The sequence below is a fragment of the Streptomyces iakyrus genome (genome assembly GCF_000717055.1).
Lineage (GTDB): Bacteria > Actinomycetota > Actinomycetes > Streptomycetales > Streptomycetaceae > Streptomyces > Streptomyces iakyrus.
This window is the reverse complement of record NZ_JNXI01000001.1, coordinates 62568-80384: the sequence shown is the minus strand read 5'-3', so window position 1 is coordinate 80384 and position 17817 is coordinate 62568. Positions and strand designations below refer to the sequence as shown.

The following is a 17817-nucleotide window of genomic DNA, read 5'->3' as shown; positions in this document are numbered from 1 at the left end:
GGGCACTCCTCCGGATCGCTGAGCTGCGGTGATTCTCTGTGCCCTGCAGCCCGGCTTGCCCAAACCCCTGACACCCACCACCAGCGGAAGGCTGGTGGTGGGTGTCAGGGGTTGGATGCTGTCATTTTCGGACCAGAGCGTGACCGATCCGACCTTCCCAAGTGTCAACTCCTTGAGATTATCCGCTGCTGCGCGCCGCTCAGGATGGCAAACGACGCAGGAACGGGCTCGGGGTGCCGTGCCAGAAGATGTCGAGGCTGTCGCGTGCCCGGGTCACCGCGACGAACAACAGGGATCGAGCCCGTTGGAGTTCCCTCCGGTAGCGGGCTGGGTCCAGCTGACGCAATCGGTTGACCTGCTCCCGGGGGACCAGACCGTCGCTGACCCCGGCGATGATCATGCGCTGGTACTCCAACCCCTTGAACCGGAACATGGTCCCGATGTGGACTCCGCGCTCGCCCCGGGCGCCGTCGGCGCCGATCTCCAGGGCCCGGATGCCGTGTTCCCCGAGTGTGTTTCCCAGCTCGCTCGCCATCACATTGGTGGGAACGCAGATGGCGATCTGCTCGTGTGCGATCCGCTCGTCCGGGTGGGCGTCCCAGGCCAGGATGTGTGCGGCGATCGCCTCGCGTTCCGTCTGCCAGTCCGTGCATGGGTGCATGCCGGGCGCGCTGCCACTGAGCACGGAACGGTATCCGGCGAGGGTCTCCGAGCTTCCGTCGAGGTCGTCGTACGTCTCCTCGCCCAGCACCTCCAGGGCGGAGCGCAGGATTTGCCGTGTTGTGCGATAGCTGAGGCTGAGCTTCGCCGACCGACCCCGGATGTTGATGCCAAGGCTGCCCAACGTCACCTGGTTCTTGTAGATGCGCTGGTGGGTGTCGCCCACCAGGAAGAGGTCATCCGGGTCGCGGGCTGTCATGGCGCGCAGCATCTTCCAGTGAGCGGGGCGCAAGTCCTGGGCCTCGTCGACCACGATGTGCCGGTACCGGTAGCGGAGCCAGCCCCCCGAGCCGTCCTGGAGGTGGACGTTGTCCAGGCCGCCCGCTTCCTCCCGCTGCCGTTCGATGGCGCGGATGCGCTGCTCGCGCCCTATCTCCAGACGGGCGGCCCGTTCAGCGACCTGGTCCCATGTCTGGCGCCCGAGCCGGTCCAGACGCTGCGTGAAGCGTTCGGCTAGCTGCCAGATGGCGGCCCTTTCGGCCCGGCCGATGTTCTTGCCGCGTCCGGCCCGGCGGGCCCGGAAGTAGTCGGTGCGGGTACCGACGGCCTGCCCGAGGATCACCTGCGTCCACTCGTCGTGCAGGAACTCTGCGTCCCAGCCGCTCTCGCCGAGTTCGTCGAGCATCGCACGCCATTCCCGTACGGCCTGGCTGTCGTCGATGGTCTGCTTACGGCTGCCGGGCTCGGCCTCCCTCACGACGCGTAGCGCGAGCTGGTCGACGTGGCTCACCTCCACCCGCGACAGCAACTGCTCACCGCCCAGTTCCAGGAGGCGGGAGCGCAGGTCGGCAGCGAGATTCTTGTTGTAGGTGGTCAGCAGCACCGGCTTGCTGTGACCGGACGGCAGTTGGGACACGAGGTGGCGGACGCGGTGCAGGGCGACGATGGTCTTCCCGGTGCCTGGGCCGCCACCGACCCGTGCGGGACCTGAGTAGCGGCGCTCGACCAGCTTGGACTGAGCAGGGTGGAGGAAGACCTTCCAACGGCCGAAGTCCCCTGCCTCCAGGGCCTCGCGCAGCGCGTCGTCGGACGTGGTGACAACGGTGGCCGGCCGTTCGGCTGCCGTCTGGAAGTCCTCGGTGTCGACGGGCTCCGGAGCGGCGACGGGGGCGGTGACCTCGTCCCGTACCTCTTCGAAGGGCTTTCCGTCGTAGAGCGCGAGCAGGACTTCGCCGGTGAGCTGCGGCGCGTACTCGATCAGACCGAGGAGCTGTTCATCGGTGGTGAGTGAGCGGATGACCGGAACCAGGGGCTCGGCCACGCCCAGTTCGATCAGCTGCCCGTCGGTCCAGGCGGCGAACAGCGGCTCGGGAGCGAGGGGTTGGGCTTCGACGGATGGGGCTGGAACGGCCGGGGCGGCTGTCGGTGACTCCGGCGGAGGGATGCGCCGCAGCACGCTGTCCTCCACCACCTGGAGGTCGACGTACTCGATACCACCGGTGACGGTGTTGATTCCGTACGCCAGCCGGTCGTAGACCTCCTTGCGGTGCTTGACCGAGACGATGAGCCAGTCGTCCTCGGCCAGTCTGAGCAGGAGGGCGCGGTACTCGTCGTTGATCCGAGCGGACCAGATGCGGCTGTCGCCCTTGAGCTGCTTCAGCTTGAGCCCCGGGGTCCGCGGGTTCTCCTTGAACTTGTGCTGGAAGTCGAACAGCGCGCCCTTGACCGTGCGCGGGAGCCGGAGGATCTCCTTGTCCGCCTTGTCGAGCAGGCGCAGCGTCACGCCCCCGGTCCTCGTCATGCCAACTCCCCGTCTTCGTTCTCGTTCTTGTCGTTCCTGGTCGTGCCGGTTTCCGGCCGCCCCGCTCCCGTAGGACCGCCGTCGCTTGTCCGGGCGGCAGCGACGCCGAGGCGTCCGGCGATCTCCTCCGCGGTCCATGCGCCCGCCGGACGTACGTCCCAATGGGCGGCGGCGAAAGCGCGGTCACGGTCCTGTGCCTCGTGATCGGGCTCCTCGGGCGTCCCTTGCGGCGCCAGCACCACGCCGAGCCGGGCGTCCGGCCAGGCCAGTTCGGCCTGCCAGCCGTGTTCGTCGAGTTCGAAGCCGTCCTCAGGCGCGGGAACGCCCAGGTCCGCGAGCGCGTGAGCCAGTTCGGCCAGGCCGGCTTCGTCGGGGTCCACGTACTCCAGTACCGCGTCCCAGGCGCCGTCCCGCCGGGAACGGGTGTCGGACGGCGGTTCCTCGGTTGTTCGCGCCGGTACTGCGGGCAGTCCGGCGGTCACGGCAACCGATGGCAGGCTGTCCGGGGCCCGCTGTGGCTGGCCGTTGACGACTGGCGTGACCCGCGTCGATGACAGCCATCCCTGGCCGCCGGTCACGGTCAGCACGTCGGCGGTGAAGCCGTGGAGCAGCGTGGTGGTGAGCTGGGCGCTGTCGCCCCCGCCGTGCTCCAGGAACTGCAGCACGTTGCTCCAGTACAGCCAGGCCTGCCAACGCCTTTTGTGGGTCTTTTCCTCCGTGACGGCTTGGGTACTGTCGTCCAGGACTGTCAGCCCCGTCCAGGTTGGGGGCCGGTGCCGCACGTCGGCGACCAGGACGAGGCGGCATCCGGACCTGTCCGTCGCCGCGAGGACACGCACAGGGCCCTTCGGCTCGGCCACGACCTCGTCGCGCAATGCCGCCTCGACGGCTCGGCCGACCGCTTCCGCCCCGACCGGTGCGTCCCGCAGGCCGGGCGCGCCGATGAGCCCGGCCACGGTGGCTTCGGCGCGATGGTGCCACCGTCGCGCGTCAGGGTCACGAAGGTAGGCGAGCAGCAGCTCGGCCGGGTTGACCCAGACGGTTTCCGACAGTTCTCCGGGCAGCCCACCCCGGGTCTGGGCGTAGTAGGAGCGCGCCCGGTCCTGGGCGGTCCGGTCGTACGGCATCCAGACCGGATCGACGGGGGGGACTCCGGCATATCCGGTGTCGCGGACGCGGCGTCGCCACTCCTTGACGTCGTAGTACGTCAGTTGGAACACCCTCAGCCCGTCGGCCCGCAGCCGGGCCCGTTTCGTCGCGTCGTCCGCGAGACGGTTGTGCTCGGGGCTCGCGTGATACCGGTATCCGTCCAGGTAGACGGCGAGCCGTGGTCCGGGAGCGTCGAGTCGCTCGAAGAGCACGTCGGGTCGGGTTCCGTCCAGGACGCGTTGCTGCGAGACCCGCCAGCTCACGGTGGCTCCGTCGCCGGTCGTCAGCCGCAGGTCCAGCGCCCGGGTGCCCGCCGGGGTGGTGTACGTGTCCGCCGCCGCACGGGACTCCGGCTGCTTGGCCCACTCCTCCAGCGTGTCGACGAACATGACCTCCAGGTCGCTCTCCGCCTGCTGTTCCAGCGGGATCTGGCGGGTCGTCGAGACCGGTGAGGTCCGCCAGCGTTCGCCATCGGCTCCCAGCAGTTCGTCCAGCATGGACTGGACTTCGCGGCGGGAGACCCGGTCGTAGTCCGACGGGGGTACCCTGCGCAGGAGGCACTGGTGGCAGCCGTCCAGCTCCTTCTGCTGGCACGGGCAGTTCTCGATGACCTCGCGTGCCTTCAGCAGCACCTCGCGGAACCCGGCCGCGGATGCCAGCCGGTGCAGATAGCCGGTGCCGCCGGGCAGCCGGTCGTAGACGACGAGGAAGCGCCGCGGGAAGTCGGAGCCGAGCTGTTCCGGACTGTCCGGCATCGAGGCCGCGGCGATCTCGATGTGGTCGGGGTCGCCGCCGTAGCGCGCCGCGATACCGGCGAACAGCGCCGCGGTGAACGAGGCGAGCCGCTCCCGGGCTCGTGTCACGGAGGCGGGCAGCAGAATGCGTACGGCTTCCGTGGTCAACTCGTGGGCCAGCAGCAGCGGTACGTCCTGACCCGGCCCTCGCCTCTCGTCGTGCCCGGAGCCCTGGGTGCGTCGCCGGGGGCACCACAGCAGATGGTGGGCGCTCCCCTTCGTCGCTGCGGCCCCCGATTCGGTCAGCGCGTGCTGCGACTGGTCGACGACCGGGCGGCCGTCCGCCGTCGCGCCGCCGCAACTCGTGCAGACGTAGAACGGGTTGATCCGGACGTCCTCGCCCGCCAGCGGAACCGTGGAGCTGCCGTCCTGCCGGTCGAGTCCCAGGTTCAGCGTTCTGATGACGGCCCGGCGGGAGAAGTCCACGCCGAAGGTCGCCGTGTCGTGCCGCCAGGAACCGGTCGCCAGGTGCGCGGGGTCGATGTCCACGGTGGTGAGGACCGCGTATTGCCGACGGGCGCGCTCGTCGCGGTCGTCGCGCACCCGTGCGTCGTCCCGTTTGTCGCGCGCCACGACCCGACGCGGCTGGAGCACGTACTGGACACACCCCGCGTCCGCGATCTCACGTCCGTCGCAGCGCGGACAGGGCGAGGTGTCGGTCTGTGCGTCGCGTGTGCGCACGTACCCGCAGGCCGGGCACAGCCGCCACACCGACCAGGCCCGGCGTTCCGGGCTGCCGATGTCGAGGGCGCGTACCACGTGCTTGTAGCCGTTGACGTAGAAGCTGTTGCCCGGGGCGAGTTCGGTAAGGGCGATCTTGCGGGAACGCTCGTAGTCGCGGGTCTCGCTGCGGTAGACGCGAGGCGTACCGGCGGGGGTGCGGTGTTCCTTCGGCGCGTCGGTTCCGCCCGGCGTCTGGGCGGTTTCGTCGGTGTCCGAGGGGACCTCGGACCAGTACAGCGTGGCCTCCAGCTGGGTCGTGGTGTCGGCCAGGCTGTAGTTCGGCAGGAGACCCAGCTCGACGAGCGTGCCGTGTGCGCTGGTCCGGCTCAGGTCCCGCAGCAGATCGCCGGTGCTGCGGCGCTCGGCGAGCAGCTCCCGCCGTTCGCGGTCCTGGACCTCGTCCGTGCGAGCAAGCGCGTCGACCGCCTCGTCGATCGCGGCGATCCTGCGCCGCAACTCCTCTCGCCGTCCCGTCCAGTCCTCCTCCGCCTCCTGGAGCGCGCGCACGATGCCGCCCTTCGCGTACTCCCGGAGTGCGTCGGCGGCGTGCGCGGACACCCCGGCGTCGTCACCGTCCCGCGAGGGGGAGTCACCTGGGCCTTGCACGGGGGACCCACCTTCGGGGAACAGGGCCAGGAACTGTTTGACGAGTGTCGCCCCATATGTCTGTGCGGCATCCGCGAGGTCCTGGCACCAACCCGTCGTTCCGAAGAGAGCGGACGCCAGTCGGGGCACCGGCTGCAACTGCTCGCCGTCCGCCGTCCTGAGCCCGCCCCGCGCGGCAAGGTCCAGGAGCCACGCGGTGTACTGGCGGCGCAGGATCTCCACCGCTGACAGATAGCAGCCCGGCGGCACGATGTCGCCAGCGATCATCTCTCGCGGCTGGTCCAGGTAGTACAGGTCCCGAGCCCGGCGTCCGCCGAACGCGACGACCAGCGCGTTGCCCGTCTTACGTCCCGCGCGGCCCGACTGCTGCACATAGTTCGCGGGCCCCTTCGGCAGTGAGCCGATCAGCACGGCCGACAGGTCACCGATGTCGATGCCGAGTTCCAGCGTGGGAGTGCAGGACAGCACGTTCGGGTCGGTGTAGTGCGTGCCGGCGCGGAAGGTCCGCTCGACTTGCTCGCGCTGCGCACGGGTCAGCATGCCGGTGTGCTCGGCCGTCACGACACGGAATGTGCCACCGGTCAGGTAGAGCCGCCGGTAGTAGTCGTTCGTGTAGTCCCGCTCCTGCAGAGCACCGAAGCCCACCCCGGTGACGCCCCCGCTGCCGCCGTCCGGTTCGGACGGTGCTGAGAGGCGCATCCCCGGTTGTGGCGGTGTGAGGTACCCCTTGCACCGGTAGCGCGGGCACGGATGGCCGTACCAGCGAGTACGCCGTTCCGGCGGCACGACCTGCTGCCAGCCGCAGTCCTCGCACGCCACGAACGCCTTGTTGACGATCGAGTCGTCCAGCAGCCGTACCTGGATGTGGCCGGGCTGGAGACCGTAGACGCGTGTGGTGCGGTCCTTCGCCGTCCGCACGCTGAGCACGTGCTCGTCGGCCAGGGCGGGTAGCAGCCGACGGAGGTACTCGGTGGCCCCGACGGCGTCCAGCCCCAGACAGCGGCGGGTCCAGTCCTGGAACCAGGCCTGCCGACCGGTGACCACGTCGAACTCTGTCCTGTCCTTCTGGCCGTCCAGCAGAAACCTCGGCGGGGCGACCCCTTCCGGGAACGCAGGCATGCCATCCGGTCGCCGCCCACTGATGAGGAACCGGTCGGCACCGGCCTCCCGCATCCACTGCTCCAGCCACCGGTGCCGGACCGCGCCGCGCAGCCGCAGCCGCTCCAGAAGGCCACGCACATAGGCGAGATACCGCTCAGGTGTCGGGAGTCCGCCCGTCATCACCATCTGGCCCGGCAGCGCGAGGTGCAGATCACGGGCGAGGTCGGTGACCCGCTCAGGGTTCTCGACGACGACCTCGGCGGCGGCCGTCCGCGTGAGCTCCAGGGTGCGACCGAGCCGTGACCGCAGCCCGAACTCCATGACCGTGGCGAACGCCAGCCGTTCACCGATCAGCCGCCAGGTAGGGGCGTCTCCGGTACCGCGCCCCGACAACACCCGGTCGACACCCGGCTCGTCGTGCAGATCCGGCGGTACGACGGCGGCCAGCGCCTCGGGGTCGTCCACCGAGTCGAGTACGTTGCCGATCAGGTCGTTGAGCGCGGTCGCCGCGCCCGAGTCGTCGAGGTTGTGCGCGAGCAGCGACCTCAGCGAGAACTTGTACGAGGCGTTGGCGACATACCCGGCGCGGTGCGCGGCGTCCTGCGTCGAGTCGTTGAACAGCAGTGTCTTGCGTTCCTCCGGTACCAGCGCGATGTCCCCGCCCGTGAAGAGCTGGGTGACCGTGGCCGAGGCGAGCGCCGCCTGCGCCGTACCGAGGAACCGGATGCTGTTGTCGGTGTTGCACGCCGGACAGCGGTCGTCCCTGGCCGCCTTGTCGGCGGTCTTCTTGTCGAGCAGCGCTAGCGCGAACCAGGCGTCCACCAGGTCCCCGTCGTCTCCCTCCGTCGGTAGCCGGTAGGTGCCCTGCGCCCCGTCGAGTACCACCACGGAGAGCGGATCGACGCCGCTGCCCGCGGGCAGTCGCCCGGCCAGCGCGTCGAGTGCCTGGCGCCGCTCCGGCTCGGTCGCGGAGATGAAGTAGCGGATGCGGCGCTTGTCACGGCCGACGCCGGCCCGCCAGATCCGGTCCTGCGCCATGACGAGCTGCTGCGGATCGGACTCCGGGGACAGCGCGGCCCAGCCGGATCGCCCGCACGCGCGACAGTAGACGGCGGGCAGATGCACCTGCGCGGGCCGCACCGCCGTATCCGTGCCTGCCAGGGGCTGCGGCCGGTTCGCCCCGCCCGAGAACCCGTTGCCCGAGGAGGCCCCGTCTTCCTCGTCCGAGGGGGGAGCCGCGGCCAGGGCGGCGCGCCGCGCCTGCGCGCGGTCGTCCTCGTACCAGCGGAATTCTGGTGTCCGGCCGACCCCGCGCAGCACACGCGTCACCGGCCGCACCCAGAGGTGGGCCTCCACGTGCAGCAGCGGACGCGGTCGCCGTTCGTCGGAGTCGGGGTCCCGGGCGGCGGACAGCAGGGCCACGAAACGGGACAGGGCTTGCAGCACCAGCTGCGGATTCTCCCGGGCGGTGCGCCCCCAGGCGTATCCGAAGCGCGCGAGCCGGTCCCGCAGACCCCACTCGTCCAGCGGCTCGCCGTCGAGCAGCGCGAGCACGCCCTGCGTGAAGTCGTGCCGCTTCAACAGACGGCCGATACGAAACGCGTCGAGGCCCTGCCGCCCCAGCATGCGGGCGGCGAGCCCGTCCAGGTCCAGCAGGTCCGGCTTCGCCTCCACGCCGACGCCGCCCGACACCGCGATGACCTCCTGCGGAGTGGGCGGCTCGGGAAGCGCGTAGTCGACCTCGCCGGTGAACTCCTCGGCGGTCATACGTTCCTCGCCGATGACCGCGTCCGCTGTGAACGGCATGCCGAACACCTGCGCCGCCACGTCCAGGATGCCCCCGGCCGACGTGCCCGCTCGCCCCGCCCCGAGCGTCGCGGAGGTCGCCACCGGGCAGATCCGCCCCAGCGGACGCTCCGGCCGCGTCGCGCCGACCGCCGTCGCCAGCCGGCGCAGCAGCATGGCCACGTCGGTGCCCTGCGCGCCGTCGTAGGTGTGGAACTCGTCCAGTACCACGTACGCGACGTCCGCGCCCTCCCACAGAGCCCGGTCCTCACCGCGCTGCAGCAGCAGGTCCAGCATCTTGTAGTTGGTGATCAGCACGTCCGGCGGGGAGACACGCATCTCCTCGCGCCGGGTCATGACCCGGCGGAAGTCGGTGTCCGGCCGGTCGCCGATGTACAGACCCGCGGTGACCTGGGCGAGGTCGGTCGCGGTCAGGTAGTCGCTGATGCGGCCCGCCTGGTCGGTGGCCAGCGCGTTCATCGGATACAGGAGTACGGCCTTCACACCGCGCCGCCCGAGAGCCTTCTGCCGTCGGCAATGGTCGAGAACCGGCACCAGGAACGACTCCGTCTTGCCGGAACCCGTGCCGGTCGTCACGAGCGTCGGCTCGGCCTCCCTGCCGCCCAGCGTGCTGAGCCGCTGCCACGCCTTGGCCTGGTGCCGCCACGGTGTGAACCCGGGCCGCCACTCCAGATGCCGTTCCCACCCGTCGTCCGCCTTGTGGAACGGCGTCCTGATCCGCAGATACGGCCCCCGGAAGATCCCCGACTCCGGGTCCCCCAGGAACCGCTCCAGGGCCCGCCGGGTGTCGTCGTCGGCCAGCGCGTAGGTCGTCGTGAGGTACTGCGTCAGACTGCCCCGCAGTTGCGCGGCGGCCAGAGTGGGCTTCACGACGCTCCCCTTCGTCCGTGGATCCCGAGACGCGCGCGTGGCAACGGTCGCCTCGTGTGGTGCGGATCAACCGTATAGCGCAGGTCGGACAGTGTGTGAGGGGACGGGTACACCCGGTCCGGGTGATCCGGCGCCGGCCCGCTGCGGCATCGGACGTGCCCAGCCGCGAACCGATGGCTGATTGGCGCCCTTTCCGGCCCCGGCCAATGGTTTCACCCTGAAGGAAAACACCGTGCACGGGCAGCGCCGAGGGGGACGCCATGTCCGTACCGCTGTACGTTCCAGTCCTGGCGACCCGGCCGCACGCCACGGCCGCCTACCGTGAGCTGACGCCGGACGTACAACGCCGGGTCGCTCCCCTGTGGACACTGCCTCCTCGCCCCGGCATGTTGCCGAAGCCGCTGGCCGAACGGATTGGCAAGGACGCCGACGGCGTCACCGCCGCACAGCGCCACGGATCCGCGTGGCTGGACGCGCCGTTCGCCGACGCCACCGAAGCCGCGGTCCTGGCCGAGGCTCTCCCCCTCGACTGGTGGGACCACCGCAACCTGCGGCCCGTAACCGGACCCGGGCGCCCCGTCGCGCAGCAGGCACTCGCCCTCGCCGTGGCTCGGCGACGCGAGGACGTGCTCGGTATCCGCGTGCGTCTCCCCGGCGAGTGGAACGACGGCACGGCCTCGGACGTCCGCGAGTTGCTGGACCGGCTTCCCGCGCACCACCCGGCCGCCCTTTTCCTCGACCTCTGCACGGTCCTGCCCGACCGCCCCGAAGCCGCCAAGGAGGCGCTGCGCGCCCTGGACTCCCTGATCCCGCTCACCTCGTGGCGCACCGTGACCGTGGTGGCGGGCGGCTTCCCCGAACCGCCGGCCGATTTCCGGGAAGGCCTCCCGTACGAGGCCCCGCGTACGGACTGGGAAACCTGGCACGAGATCCAGCACGGCGAACGCCCGTACCTCCCCCGACTCCGCTACGGCGACTACGGCATCCACCCCGCCACGTACGTCACCCAGACCCCGCCCGCGCGCGGCGGAGGCCCGCCGTGGGGCATCCTCCGCTACACCACCGCCCGCTCCTACCACCTGTCCAAGGTGCCGCACGGCAGGCAGTACGACGACGCCAACCGGGAGGCCGCGTGCTGCCTCACCGGGCTCGCGGACTTCCGGGGCGCGGAGGCGGGAACAGGAGAGAGGTGGTTGCGCGATCGGACCGAAGGCTCAGTCAGTACGGGCAGCCACTCGACGTGGAACAAGGTGGGCAACATCCAGCACATGAGTTTCGTGTTGCGGAGCCTGGGCTTGTGAGTGTTCCCGAGCCGAGTCGGACCGGGCCCGAGACTGCCAAGCCCTACGCTTCGGGGAACGTCTGCTGACCGGGCATGGGGGCGTAACGACGCTGCCTGCGCAAGCGGTTGGCGAGCGCCTTGTCGTACCCCTGAGCGTGGTTGCGCTTGTGCCGCTCCTTGACCGTCTCCCGCAGTGGGCCCGTGGCCCTCTCGACGGCGAGGACTACGGACATTTTGTCCTCCTCGGCCCGTTGCGCACCGATTGCCGCGAGTTCCTCGATCGTTGTGCCGACGGTGCCCACCAATCCATTCTTGATGAGCGTGGTGAACTCGGTGTTCGTCAGATACCGGTCGATCTGGGGGTACCCGAGCATCCGTCCGCCATTGGGGCCCCGCGTGACGTCGTCTTCCAGTAGAAGCCGCACGTACGGTACGGGCAAATACATGCCGGGCGAGGGGCCTGGATCGATGGTTTCCGTCAGGGGCCAGTAGGAGAGCTTCACAAAGCATGGATCAGGGCCGAGCCGCCATTCGTGGGGAAGGCCCGCTGGGCGGCTGAGGGCGGCCACGCGCTCCAGTCGGTCCAGCTGACTCAGCAGTTTCTTGTCAACGCGAATCCAGCGATTTCCGGCCTCGTGTGGCAGGCGCTTGTACTGCACCAGCACGAAGCTTTGCGTCGGCTCGTGGTAGAAAATCAGGTCGGTGCCGAGGCGGGTTTCGACCGGTGATGCGTTGACGTTCGCGATTTCGATTCGGCGGCCGAGGTGTTCGAAGACTTGGATATCGCATCGAAAGGCGGATCCGAGAGAGCCGCCGACATACGGAGGCCCCATGGCCTGGAAGACGTCGTCTCCGTCGAAGAAGTGATGCATGTCGTAGTCGAGTAGCGACGGTTCGTAGGGTTCGGCGATCAAACCAGCCAAAGCCGGCGCGTGGCGATCGGTCGGACGGCGCCAAGCGGCAAGCCGAGCAGGCGGAATCCCCACGGTTGCCATTGCCAGCCGGGCAGCTTCGAGTTGCTCCTGCCAAGAGGCGTCCTCGGCCCGACTCAGCGGATCGAGGCGTTCTGGCTCGGCGGCCTCACCCAGAAAGTCGAGCAGCTGGCGCAGCTTCTCATGGTGCTGGGCGAGGGCCGAAAGGAGAGCTTCGGACGCAACGGCGTCGAGGATGGTGAATTCCCTGTCCGAAGCAGCAACGATCACGTGGCGGACATCAAGGGGCAATTTCGCTTCGATGGCCCGTAACGAGACCGAGACGGGGCACTCTCGTAGCAGTTCCACGTTGACCCGGGAGTCGACTGCGGCCACCTTCTCTCCGCGTGGCTGTCGTACGACCCCCAGCCAAACCAGCGGAGCCTGCCCGGCCACGGACGACCGTCTGACGAGTAGAGTGATCTGCGGCTCGGAACCATTAGGCAAGGACTCGGCGGCGACAGTCTTGGTGATGGACCGCTTCAGCCGTAGGTCCATGTCAATACGGTCAAGTTCCTTCTCGCTGAGCGCTATGACGTAAACCATGCACGGAGAGTACGCGAGTCATCGCGGCATCCCTAGGGCGGGCAAGCGGCTGCTGAGGGGACAGCCCGTCTCCGCCCACACGGTCTTCCCGGGGCCCATCGCCCGGGGCTCGATGCCCCACCGGTCGGCCAGAGTGGCTACGAGCATCAGCCCACGACCGGTCTCGGCGTCACCGGGAGCCTCGCGCGGGGAGAGCGGTGGCACGCGCTCCGCACGCGTGTCGGAGACCTCCACGCACAGCGTCTCGCCGGTAGCGACGAGTCGCACCTCGAAGTCGCGTCCTTGTACGTGCCCGTGGCGTACGGCGTTGGCGGCCAGCTCCGCCGTGATGAGGGTCAGCGTCTCGTTGGCGGTGGACGTATGAGGATGGCCCCACGCGTCGAGCCGGTCCGCGACCAGGCGGCGGGCGAGGTGGGCGCCGCGCGGAGTGGAGCTGAAGCGCATCGTGAACTCGGCGGTCCTGGCGCCCACTTCTGCCGCGTCGCGTGTTGCGGCCGCCGTCATGGAGGTGGGTGAGTGCTTCCTGTTCATGGCGCCTACGCTGCCGGGCGCACGCGGCCGTGCCCAGGGCCGACGCGCGCACAGCGAGCCGCCGTAGGCGACGGTGTGTGGCGTGTAGGCGGCGGTGTGCGGCAGATCCCTGGATCTACTCCCCGTACTCCCGCAGCAGCTTGTTGAGGTTGCGGATCTTGTCCACGTCGTCCTTCGGCAGGGGATCGCTGCTGTTGAAGTGCATGACGTTGTTGCGGATCCTGCGGATCTCCTCAAGCCGGTCGATGAACACCTTGCGGTCGAGTGGCCATCCCAGTTGCTGCCACAGGTCGGGGTTCTCCAATACGCGTTTGTAGTCGCCGACGCTCATGTCTCCGAAGGAGGTGATGCGTTCTCCCTTCGGGTCGCAGAGTTTTGTGACCTCGGGCAGGGTGAAGGCGCCCGCGATGACCTGCCGCAGCCTGCGGTCCATCTCCCCGATCAGGAGGAAGTGTCCGGCCAGATCGCCGTAGGCCTGGGCCACGTCGGCGGCGGTGACGATGCCGGCGATGGCGTTCCTCTGGTCACGGACGAGGACGAAGTCGTGTTCGGCCAGTGTGGGAAGGACATCGATCAGGTCGTGGTCGTAGCGTACGTCCCGGGCGTCCACTATGGCCTGGGAGAGATGGGCGCCGGGGTCGGCGTGCCGGGCACGCGCTATCGACTTCCACGAGACGGATCCCCGCAGGTTGTGCGGACCGGCGAGGACGGGCAGCTGCGAGAAGTCGTGGAGCACCATCAGCGTGATGACCTCCTCGAAGGTGGCGGTCGGCTTGACGCTGACGACACCGCCGAGGGCGGACGGCAGGGTGCCTACGGTGAGCCCGGTCTCGCGTGACTCCTGTTCCTCGGACGTGCCGGCCGACGCTGTGAGGGGCGCTGAAGACCCGGCGAGAGGAATGTCCTCGGCGTCCTCTTCCGCAGCCTTGACCAGCTGGACCGTGGCGGTCAGGGGGACCTTGTCGAACTCGGGTGAGGTGATGAGGCTGTGATTGGCGAGGTCGGCCTCGATCTGTTCATTGACCAGTCCCCGGCCGGTCGCACCCCACCAGCCCAGCAGCTCCTGCACGGTGAGGGTGAACGGGCTGCCTGCCTCGGCCGACTCACGTGCCTTCTTCAGCCGGGCATGGCGTTCGCTGGGCGACAGCGACATCTGTCGCTCCTCCTCCGGTTCCGTGGGCTCGGCTTCCTCGGCGGCCCGGTCCAGCAGCTCCTGGCGCAACTGCGTCAGGAATCTGCCGTCGTCCACCTGCCACGCCTCCCATCCGTCGAACGTTCCGTACCCGACAGCGACCGTGGCCGCCTTGGAGGGCGAGCGGAACTCCTCGCCGTCCGCCAGCCGGATCCATCCCCGGGGCGTGACCGTGGCGTCGTGCGACTCGCCCATCCGGGGCCGTACGAACTTCAGGTGCTCGCCTTCTGTGAGCAGCCCGGCGCTGAGGAGGTCGGTGAGTGTCACCCGTCGTCCGTCCAGGAGGTAGCGGGCGCGGGACTGCGTCTCTACGGGGCCGGTAGTGGAATCAGTCATGTCACCTGCGTCTTTGTCAGTGGGGGAGGGGCGGGAGTGTCTGTTTCAGAGGTGGCGCCCGATGTGGGCGATGCGAATGGCCTTCTCGTCGTGAACGAGCCGGAAGTAAATGCGGCCGGCTCCTCGGTTGAGGTTTCCGTGCAACTGGAAACACTCGTCCTTGCCGTTGTCCTCCCACATCCGGTCCTTGCGGGCGTTCTCGTGCTCGCCTCTGATGTTCGGGGCTTCCCAGTGCGGCCCGGTGGGGGAAGCCGGGTCCCACTGGGCCGCGGTGGCCTCAAGCTGTCGCAGCAATTGGCGGGCTCCCTTGAACCACCGCGGGTCGAGGTTTTCCAGATCGTCCTTCACCCGGTCGAGAAATTGGAGGTGGGGGAAGAAGTCCGCTCGTCCCGCCCAGAGTTCGGCTCCACTGGAGACGCGGTCCAGTCCTTCCCTGAGGATCCACTCCTCGTGTTCGGCAAGGTGCGCCTTCCGGGAGGTGTGCCGGACCTGATCCGTGTACTCGTCGGCGACGACGTCGCCGGGCTCGGGGCCCTCAGACAGCTCCTCGATGTCCAGATCCAGCCAGGCGGTGTCCCACTCCGGGGCCAGCGGGAGACTGAGGGCGAGTCCGTCCGCCATCAAGGCCGCGCGAAGTCCATGGACGTCGACTCCCTTGAAGCGGTGCCATATGTCGTCCCGCTCCTCCGTCGCCGCCGCGTGCAGAGCCGCTGTGAAGGTGACACAGCGGTCGCGCATTCGCTGGAAGTAGAGAGCTTCTTCCTTGTTGCGGGCGTCATTGCGCCACTGCGCGTAGTAATAACCTCGTGCGAGTTCCGTCTCGTCGAACGGATTCTGCGTAGCGAGGCTGATGCCGCGCAGACGCTGTAACCGCCTCAGCACGTCCACGAAGGTGCGCATGCCCTCCGAGACCTCGTCCGCTCCGCAATCGGACGCACATGACTGTTCGTTGAGAAACACGTGCAGCGGCACGCCCCACCCCATTCTCGTTCCGCACCGATCACCCCGACCCCCCGGGGCGCTTCAATGACTCCGTGCTGCAACTCAGTCGAGCAGTTGGTCGAGGGAGTTCTCCCACTCGTCGAAGAAGCCCTCGGGCCACTCGGAGAGCCGCCCGTCCGGCCCGATGACCGGGCTGACGACCTCCGAGGTCTGATCCTTGCGACGGAAGTAGTGCACGGCGGTCGCGTCGGCGCTCAGCAGCTCCTGCTTGACCCGTAGCCGCAGGCCGTTGAGTACGTGGTCGCTGTGCGTCTCCATCACGATCTGCGCCCCGCTCGCCGCCGCCGCGCTCGCCAGGTACGCCATCCAGGTCTGGCCCTGCGGATGCAGGTGCGCCTCCGGGTTTTCCAGCAGGATCAGCGTCCCAGGCTTGGCCGACAGGCAGGCCACGACGATCGGCAGGACGTACGTGAGTCCGAAGCCGACGTTGGTGGGACGGAAGCTGTTGGAGGCCAACGCACCGGAGCCGAATCGATAGCTGAGGCGGACGGCATCCGTGCCGGCGATGTCCTCCGCCTTGAGTGTCACCCCCGGGCAGAGCTTTTGCATCCAAGCTTGGGTCTGCCCGAGGAGACTGTTGGAGGAGGTGTCCGAGAGGATGAGCGGGTCTGCCGCGACTGGTTCGTCCTGGTGAATGCGCAGGTAGTTGACGGTGTGCTCGCCGTGCGCGCCGAGAAATCCGCGCGTGGTGACGGCGTGGTGCGAACGGGGGTAACTGACCTGCGGGGAGACCCGGTCCGCCTTGAGGTACTGGAAGCCCGGTCCGAACAACGTCGGCAGCAGCGCCGCCGGTTCGACGAACCTCTCCACCATCTCCCCGTCCACCTGCTGAAGCAGCTTGAGATGGTCGGCCTCACGCTCGTAGAGCGCCGTCCACTGCTCCGATCCTCCGTCCCCCCGTAGGGCGAACGCGATGTGCGGACCCGTGTCGTCGTACGACTCGTGCCGTACGTCCTGCCCGGTACCGAGCTGGACCAGCTCCTCGTTGAGGAGCAGCCCGGCCTCACGGTCGCCCACGGGTGCGAGGTCTCCCGACTCGTACGACTGCCGCAGCAGGGCCAGGGACTGGAGTACGGAGCTCTTGCCGGAGGAGTTGAGTCCGGTCAGCAGGGTGAAGGGGGCCAGGCGGAGTTCCTGGTGGGCGAACGCCTTGAAGTTGGTGAGAGTGAGCGACTCAAGCATCCGGGGACTCCAACACCTCGCGGAACAGCTCTTTCATGGACTGGAAGCGGTAGTTGATTTTGTTGGCATCGCCGGTGCCGGAGGAGATGGCGTCGTAGAAGGCAGGGTCGTCCATCAGTTTCTGGAACTTCTTCTGGAGAACCGGTGCCCGCTCGCACAGGATGTCGATCTCCTTGGACGTGCACCGCTCCACGATCACCGATTGCGTCTCGAACAGTGCCTTGTTGATGGGATACCGGCGGCTGACTCCGCTGAACTGTTTGCGGAACGCCTGGTCTCCGAAGATCCGTCTGCAGTCCACCATCGTGAGATAGAAACGCCGCTCCAGTCCTATCAGCACTTCAATCGGCAGGGCGTTGATGCGGTGCATGGCTTTGCGGAGGAAGCCGTCGAAGTCCTGCGTGACGTACCGCTCGGGCGGAGTCATCGCGAACGCGAGGAAGCGCAGACACAGTTCCCGCTCTGCCATGCGGGCGGGGGAGACGCTGCGAGCCGTCGCCGACAAGAAGAACTCGCTCTCAGCCAGTGTGGCCAGCAGCTTGCGCGCGGAACCGGGGATCAGCGCGTGTCGCAGTTCCTGCCGGGTGAGCGGCTGGCCACCGGTGTTGATCCGCGCGAAAATGTTGAACTTGGCCTCTTCGGGCGTTCCCCGCCGGATCACCAGCACAGAGAGCTCGGTTTCCAGGATGCGGGTCTGCATCCGACCGGGCAGGTCCTCAAAGCGGCTGCCGTCGAACTGGGTGAGGTACTCCAGGCCCCCCAATTGAAGCGGCTCCAGACCGGAGACATCGGGCTTGACGAATCTGACGATGGTGGTGAGCCGTTGAACTCCGTCGACCACGGACCAGGACTCGTCGTCCTCCTCTGCCACGTAGAGCGTAGGCAGCGCGATACGTAGCAGGAGCGACTCGATCAGTCGGCTCTGCGCCCTCTCGTTCCAGATACCGGACTTCCGCTGGAAGTCGGGTTGGAGGTCGATCAGGCCCCGCTTCAGCCGCTGGATGACGAGGTCGACCGTCGGGTTGCGGGGATGGACCTCGATGAGCTCCGGGTCGAAGGGCGTCCGTCCGGATTCACCGATGTCCTCGGCTTCGATACCGGTACTGCGTCCGGTGTCGGTGAACTCGACCGATGGCTCGTCCGCCTGATGTGCCGTTTGCTTGACGGAGGGAACGTCCGGCGACTGTTCCGGCTCCGGCACGGGAGCGCTGCCGACCAAGATGTACGCCTCCGCATACGTAGAAACCGCCCACGAATCGAACGTG

9 protein-coding genes are annotated in these 17817 nt (G+C 68.5%); 1 reads left to right on the top strand and 8 read right to left on the bottom strand.

Annotation, left to right across the window (positions count from 1 at the left end; all coding sequences use genetic code 11):
• Positions 1 to 199 precede the first annotated feature (199 nt).
• Together OO68_RS00310 and OO68_RS00305 are read right to left on the bottom strand one after the other, a co-directional pair.
• A complete protein-coding gene (locus OO68_RS00310; protein WP_033306029.1) occupies positions 200 to 2461 on the bottom strand; it encodes a UvrD-helicase domain-containing protein in 2262 nt (753 codons plus the stop codon).
• The gene (locus tag OO68_RS00305; protein ID WP_033306028.1) at positions 2458 to 9510 is read right to left on the bottom strand and encodes a DEAD/DEAH box helicase; all 7053 of its coding nucleotides are present in this window, start codon (positions 9508 to 9510) and stop codon (positions 2458 to 2460) included. The genes OO68_RS00310 and OO68_RS00305 overlap by 4 nt, the downstream gene beginning before the upstream one ends.
• Before the next feature lie 260 nt (positions 9511 to 9770).
• Here OO68_RS00305 and OO68_RS00300 point away from each other — a divergent pair, with 260 nt between their 5' ends.
• The gene (locus OO68_RS00300; protein ID WP_033306027.1) at positions 9771 to 10811 is read left to right on the top strand and encodes a beta family protein; all 1041 of its coding nucleotides are present in this window, start codon (positions 9771 to 9773) and stop codon (positions 10809 to 10811) included.
• Between the two features lie 43 nt (positions 10812 to 10854).
• Here the strand turns inward: OO68_RS00300 and OO68_RS00295 are convergent, their stop codons facing one another.
• The 6 genes from OO68_RS00295 to OO68_RS00270 all read right to left on the bottom strand — a co-directional run bounded on the left by OO68_RS00295 (position 10855) and on the right by OO68_RS00270 (position 17771).
• Entirely contained in the window at positions 10855 to 12309 is a 1455-nt protein-coding gene (locus tag OO68_RS00295) for a hypothetical protein (protein ID WP_051814213.1), read from the bottom strand.
• A gap of 18 nt (positions 12310 to 12327) precedes the next feature.
• Positions 12328 to 12840, bottom strand: coding sequence for an ATP-binding protein (locus tag OO68_RS00290; protein ID WP_033306026.1), 513 nt, complete (start codon positions 12838 to 12840; stop codon positions 12328 to 12330).
• A gap of 115 nt (positions 12841 to 12955) precedes the next feature.
• Positions 12956 to 14368 carry a CBS domain-containing anti-phage protein gene (locus tag OO68_RS00285; protein WP_033306025.1) on the bottom strand — a complete coding sequence of 471 codons (1413 nt, stop codon included), beginning with the start codon at positions 14366 to 14368 and terminating at the stop codon, positions 12956 to 12958.
• 45 nt (positions 14369 to 14413) lie between these two features.
• Positions 14414 to 15268 carry a hypothetical protein gene (locus OO68_RS00280; RefSeq protein ID WP_157852640.1) on the bottom strand — a complete coding sequence of 285 codons (855 nt, stop codon included), beginning with the start codon at positions 15266 to 15268 and terminating at the stop codon, positions 14414 to 14416.
• Positions 15269 to 15412: 144 nt separating this feature from the next.
• Complete coding sequence (locus tag OO68_RS00275) at positions 15413 to 16552, bottom strand: AAA family ATPase (protein ID WP_033306023.1); 1140 nt, start codon at positions 16550 to 16552, stop codon at positions 15413 to 15415.
• Entirely contained in the window at positions 16545 to 17771 is a 1227-nt protein-coding gene (locus OO68_RS00270) for a DUF262 domain-containing protein (RefSeq protein ID WP_157852639.1), read from the bottom strand. Before OO68_RS00270 ends, OO68_RS00275 begins: the two co-directional genes overlap by 8 nt.
• Positions 17772 to 17817: the final 46 nt, after the last annotated feature.

Coding starts and splice junctions, on each gene's coding strand:
- OO68_RS00310 (WP_033306029.1), bottom strand. CDS start 2,461: ATGACGAGGACCGGGGGCGTGACGCTGCGCCTGCTCGACAAGGCGGAC.
- OO68_RS00300 (WP_033306027.1), top strand. CDS start 9,771: ATGTCCGTACCGCTGTACGTTCCAGTCCTGGCGACCCGGCCGCACGCC.
- OO68_RS00295 (WP_051814213.1), bottom strand. CDS start 12,309: ATGGTTTACGTCATAGCGCTCAGCGAGAAGGAACTTGACCGTATTGAC.
- OO68_RS00290 (WP_033306026.1), bottom strand. CDS start 12,840: ATGAACAGGAAGCACTCACCCACCTCCATGACGGCGGCCGCAACACGC.
- OO68_RS00285 (WP_033306025.1), bottom strand. CDS start 14,368: ATGACTGATTCCACTACCGGCCCCGTAGAGACGCAGTCCCGCGCCCGC.
- OO68_RS00280 (WP_157852640.1), bottom strand. CDS start 15,268: ATGCGCACCTTCGTGGACGTGCTGAGGCGGTTACAGCGTCTGCGCGGC.
- OO68_RS00275 (WP_033306023.1), bottom strand. CDS start 16,552: ATGCTTGAGTCGCTCACTCTCACCAACTTCAAGGCGTTCGCCCACCAG.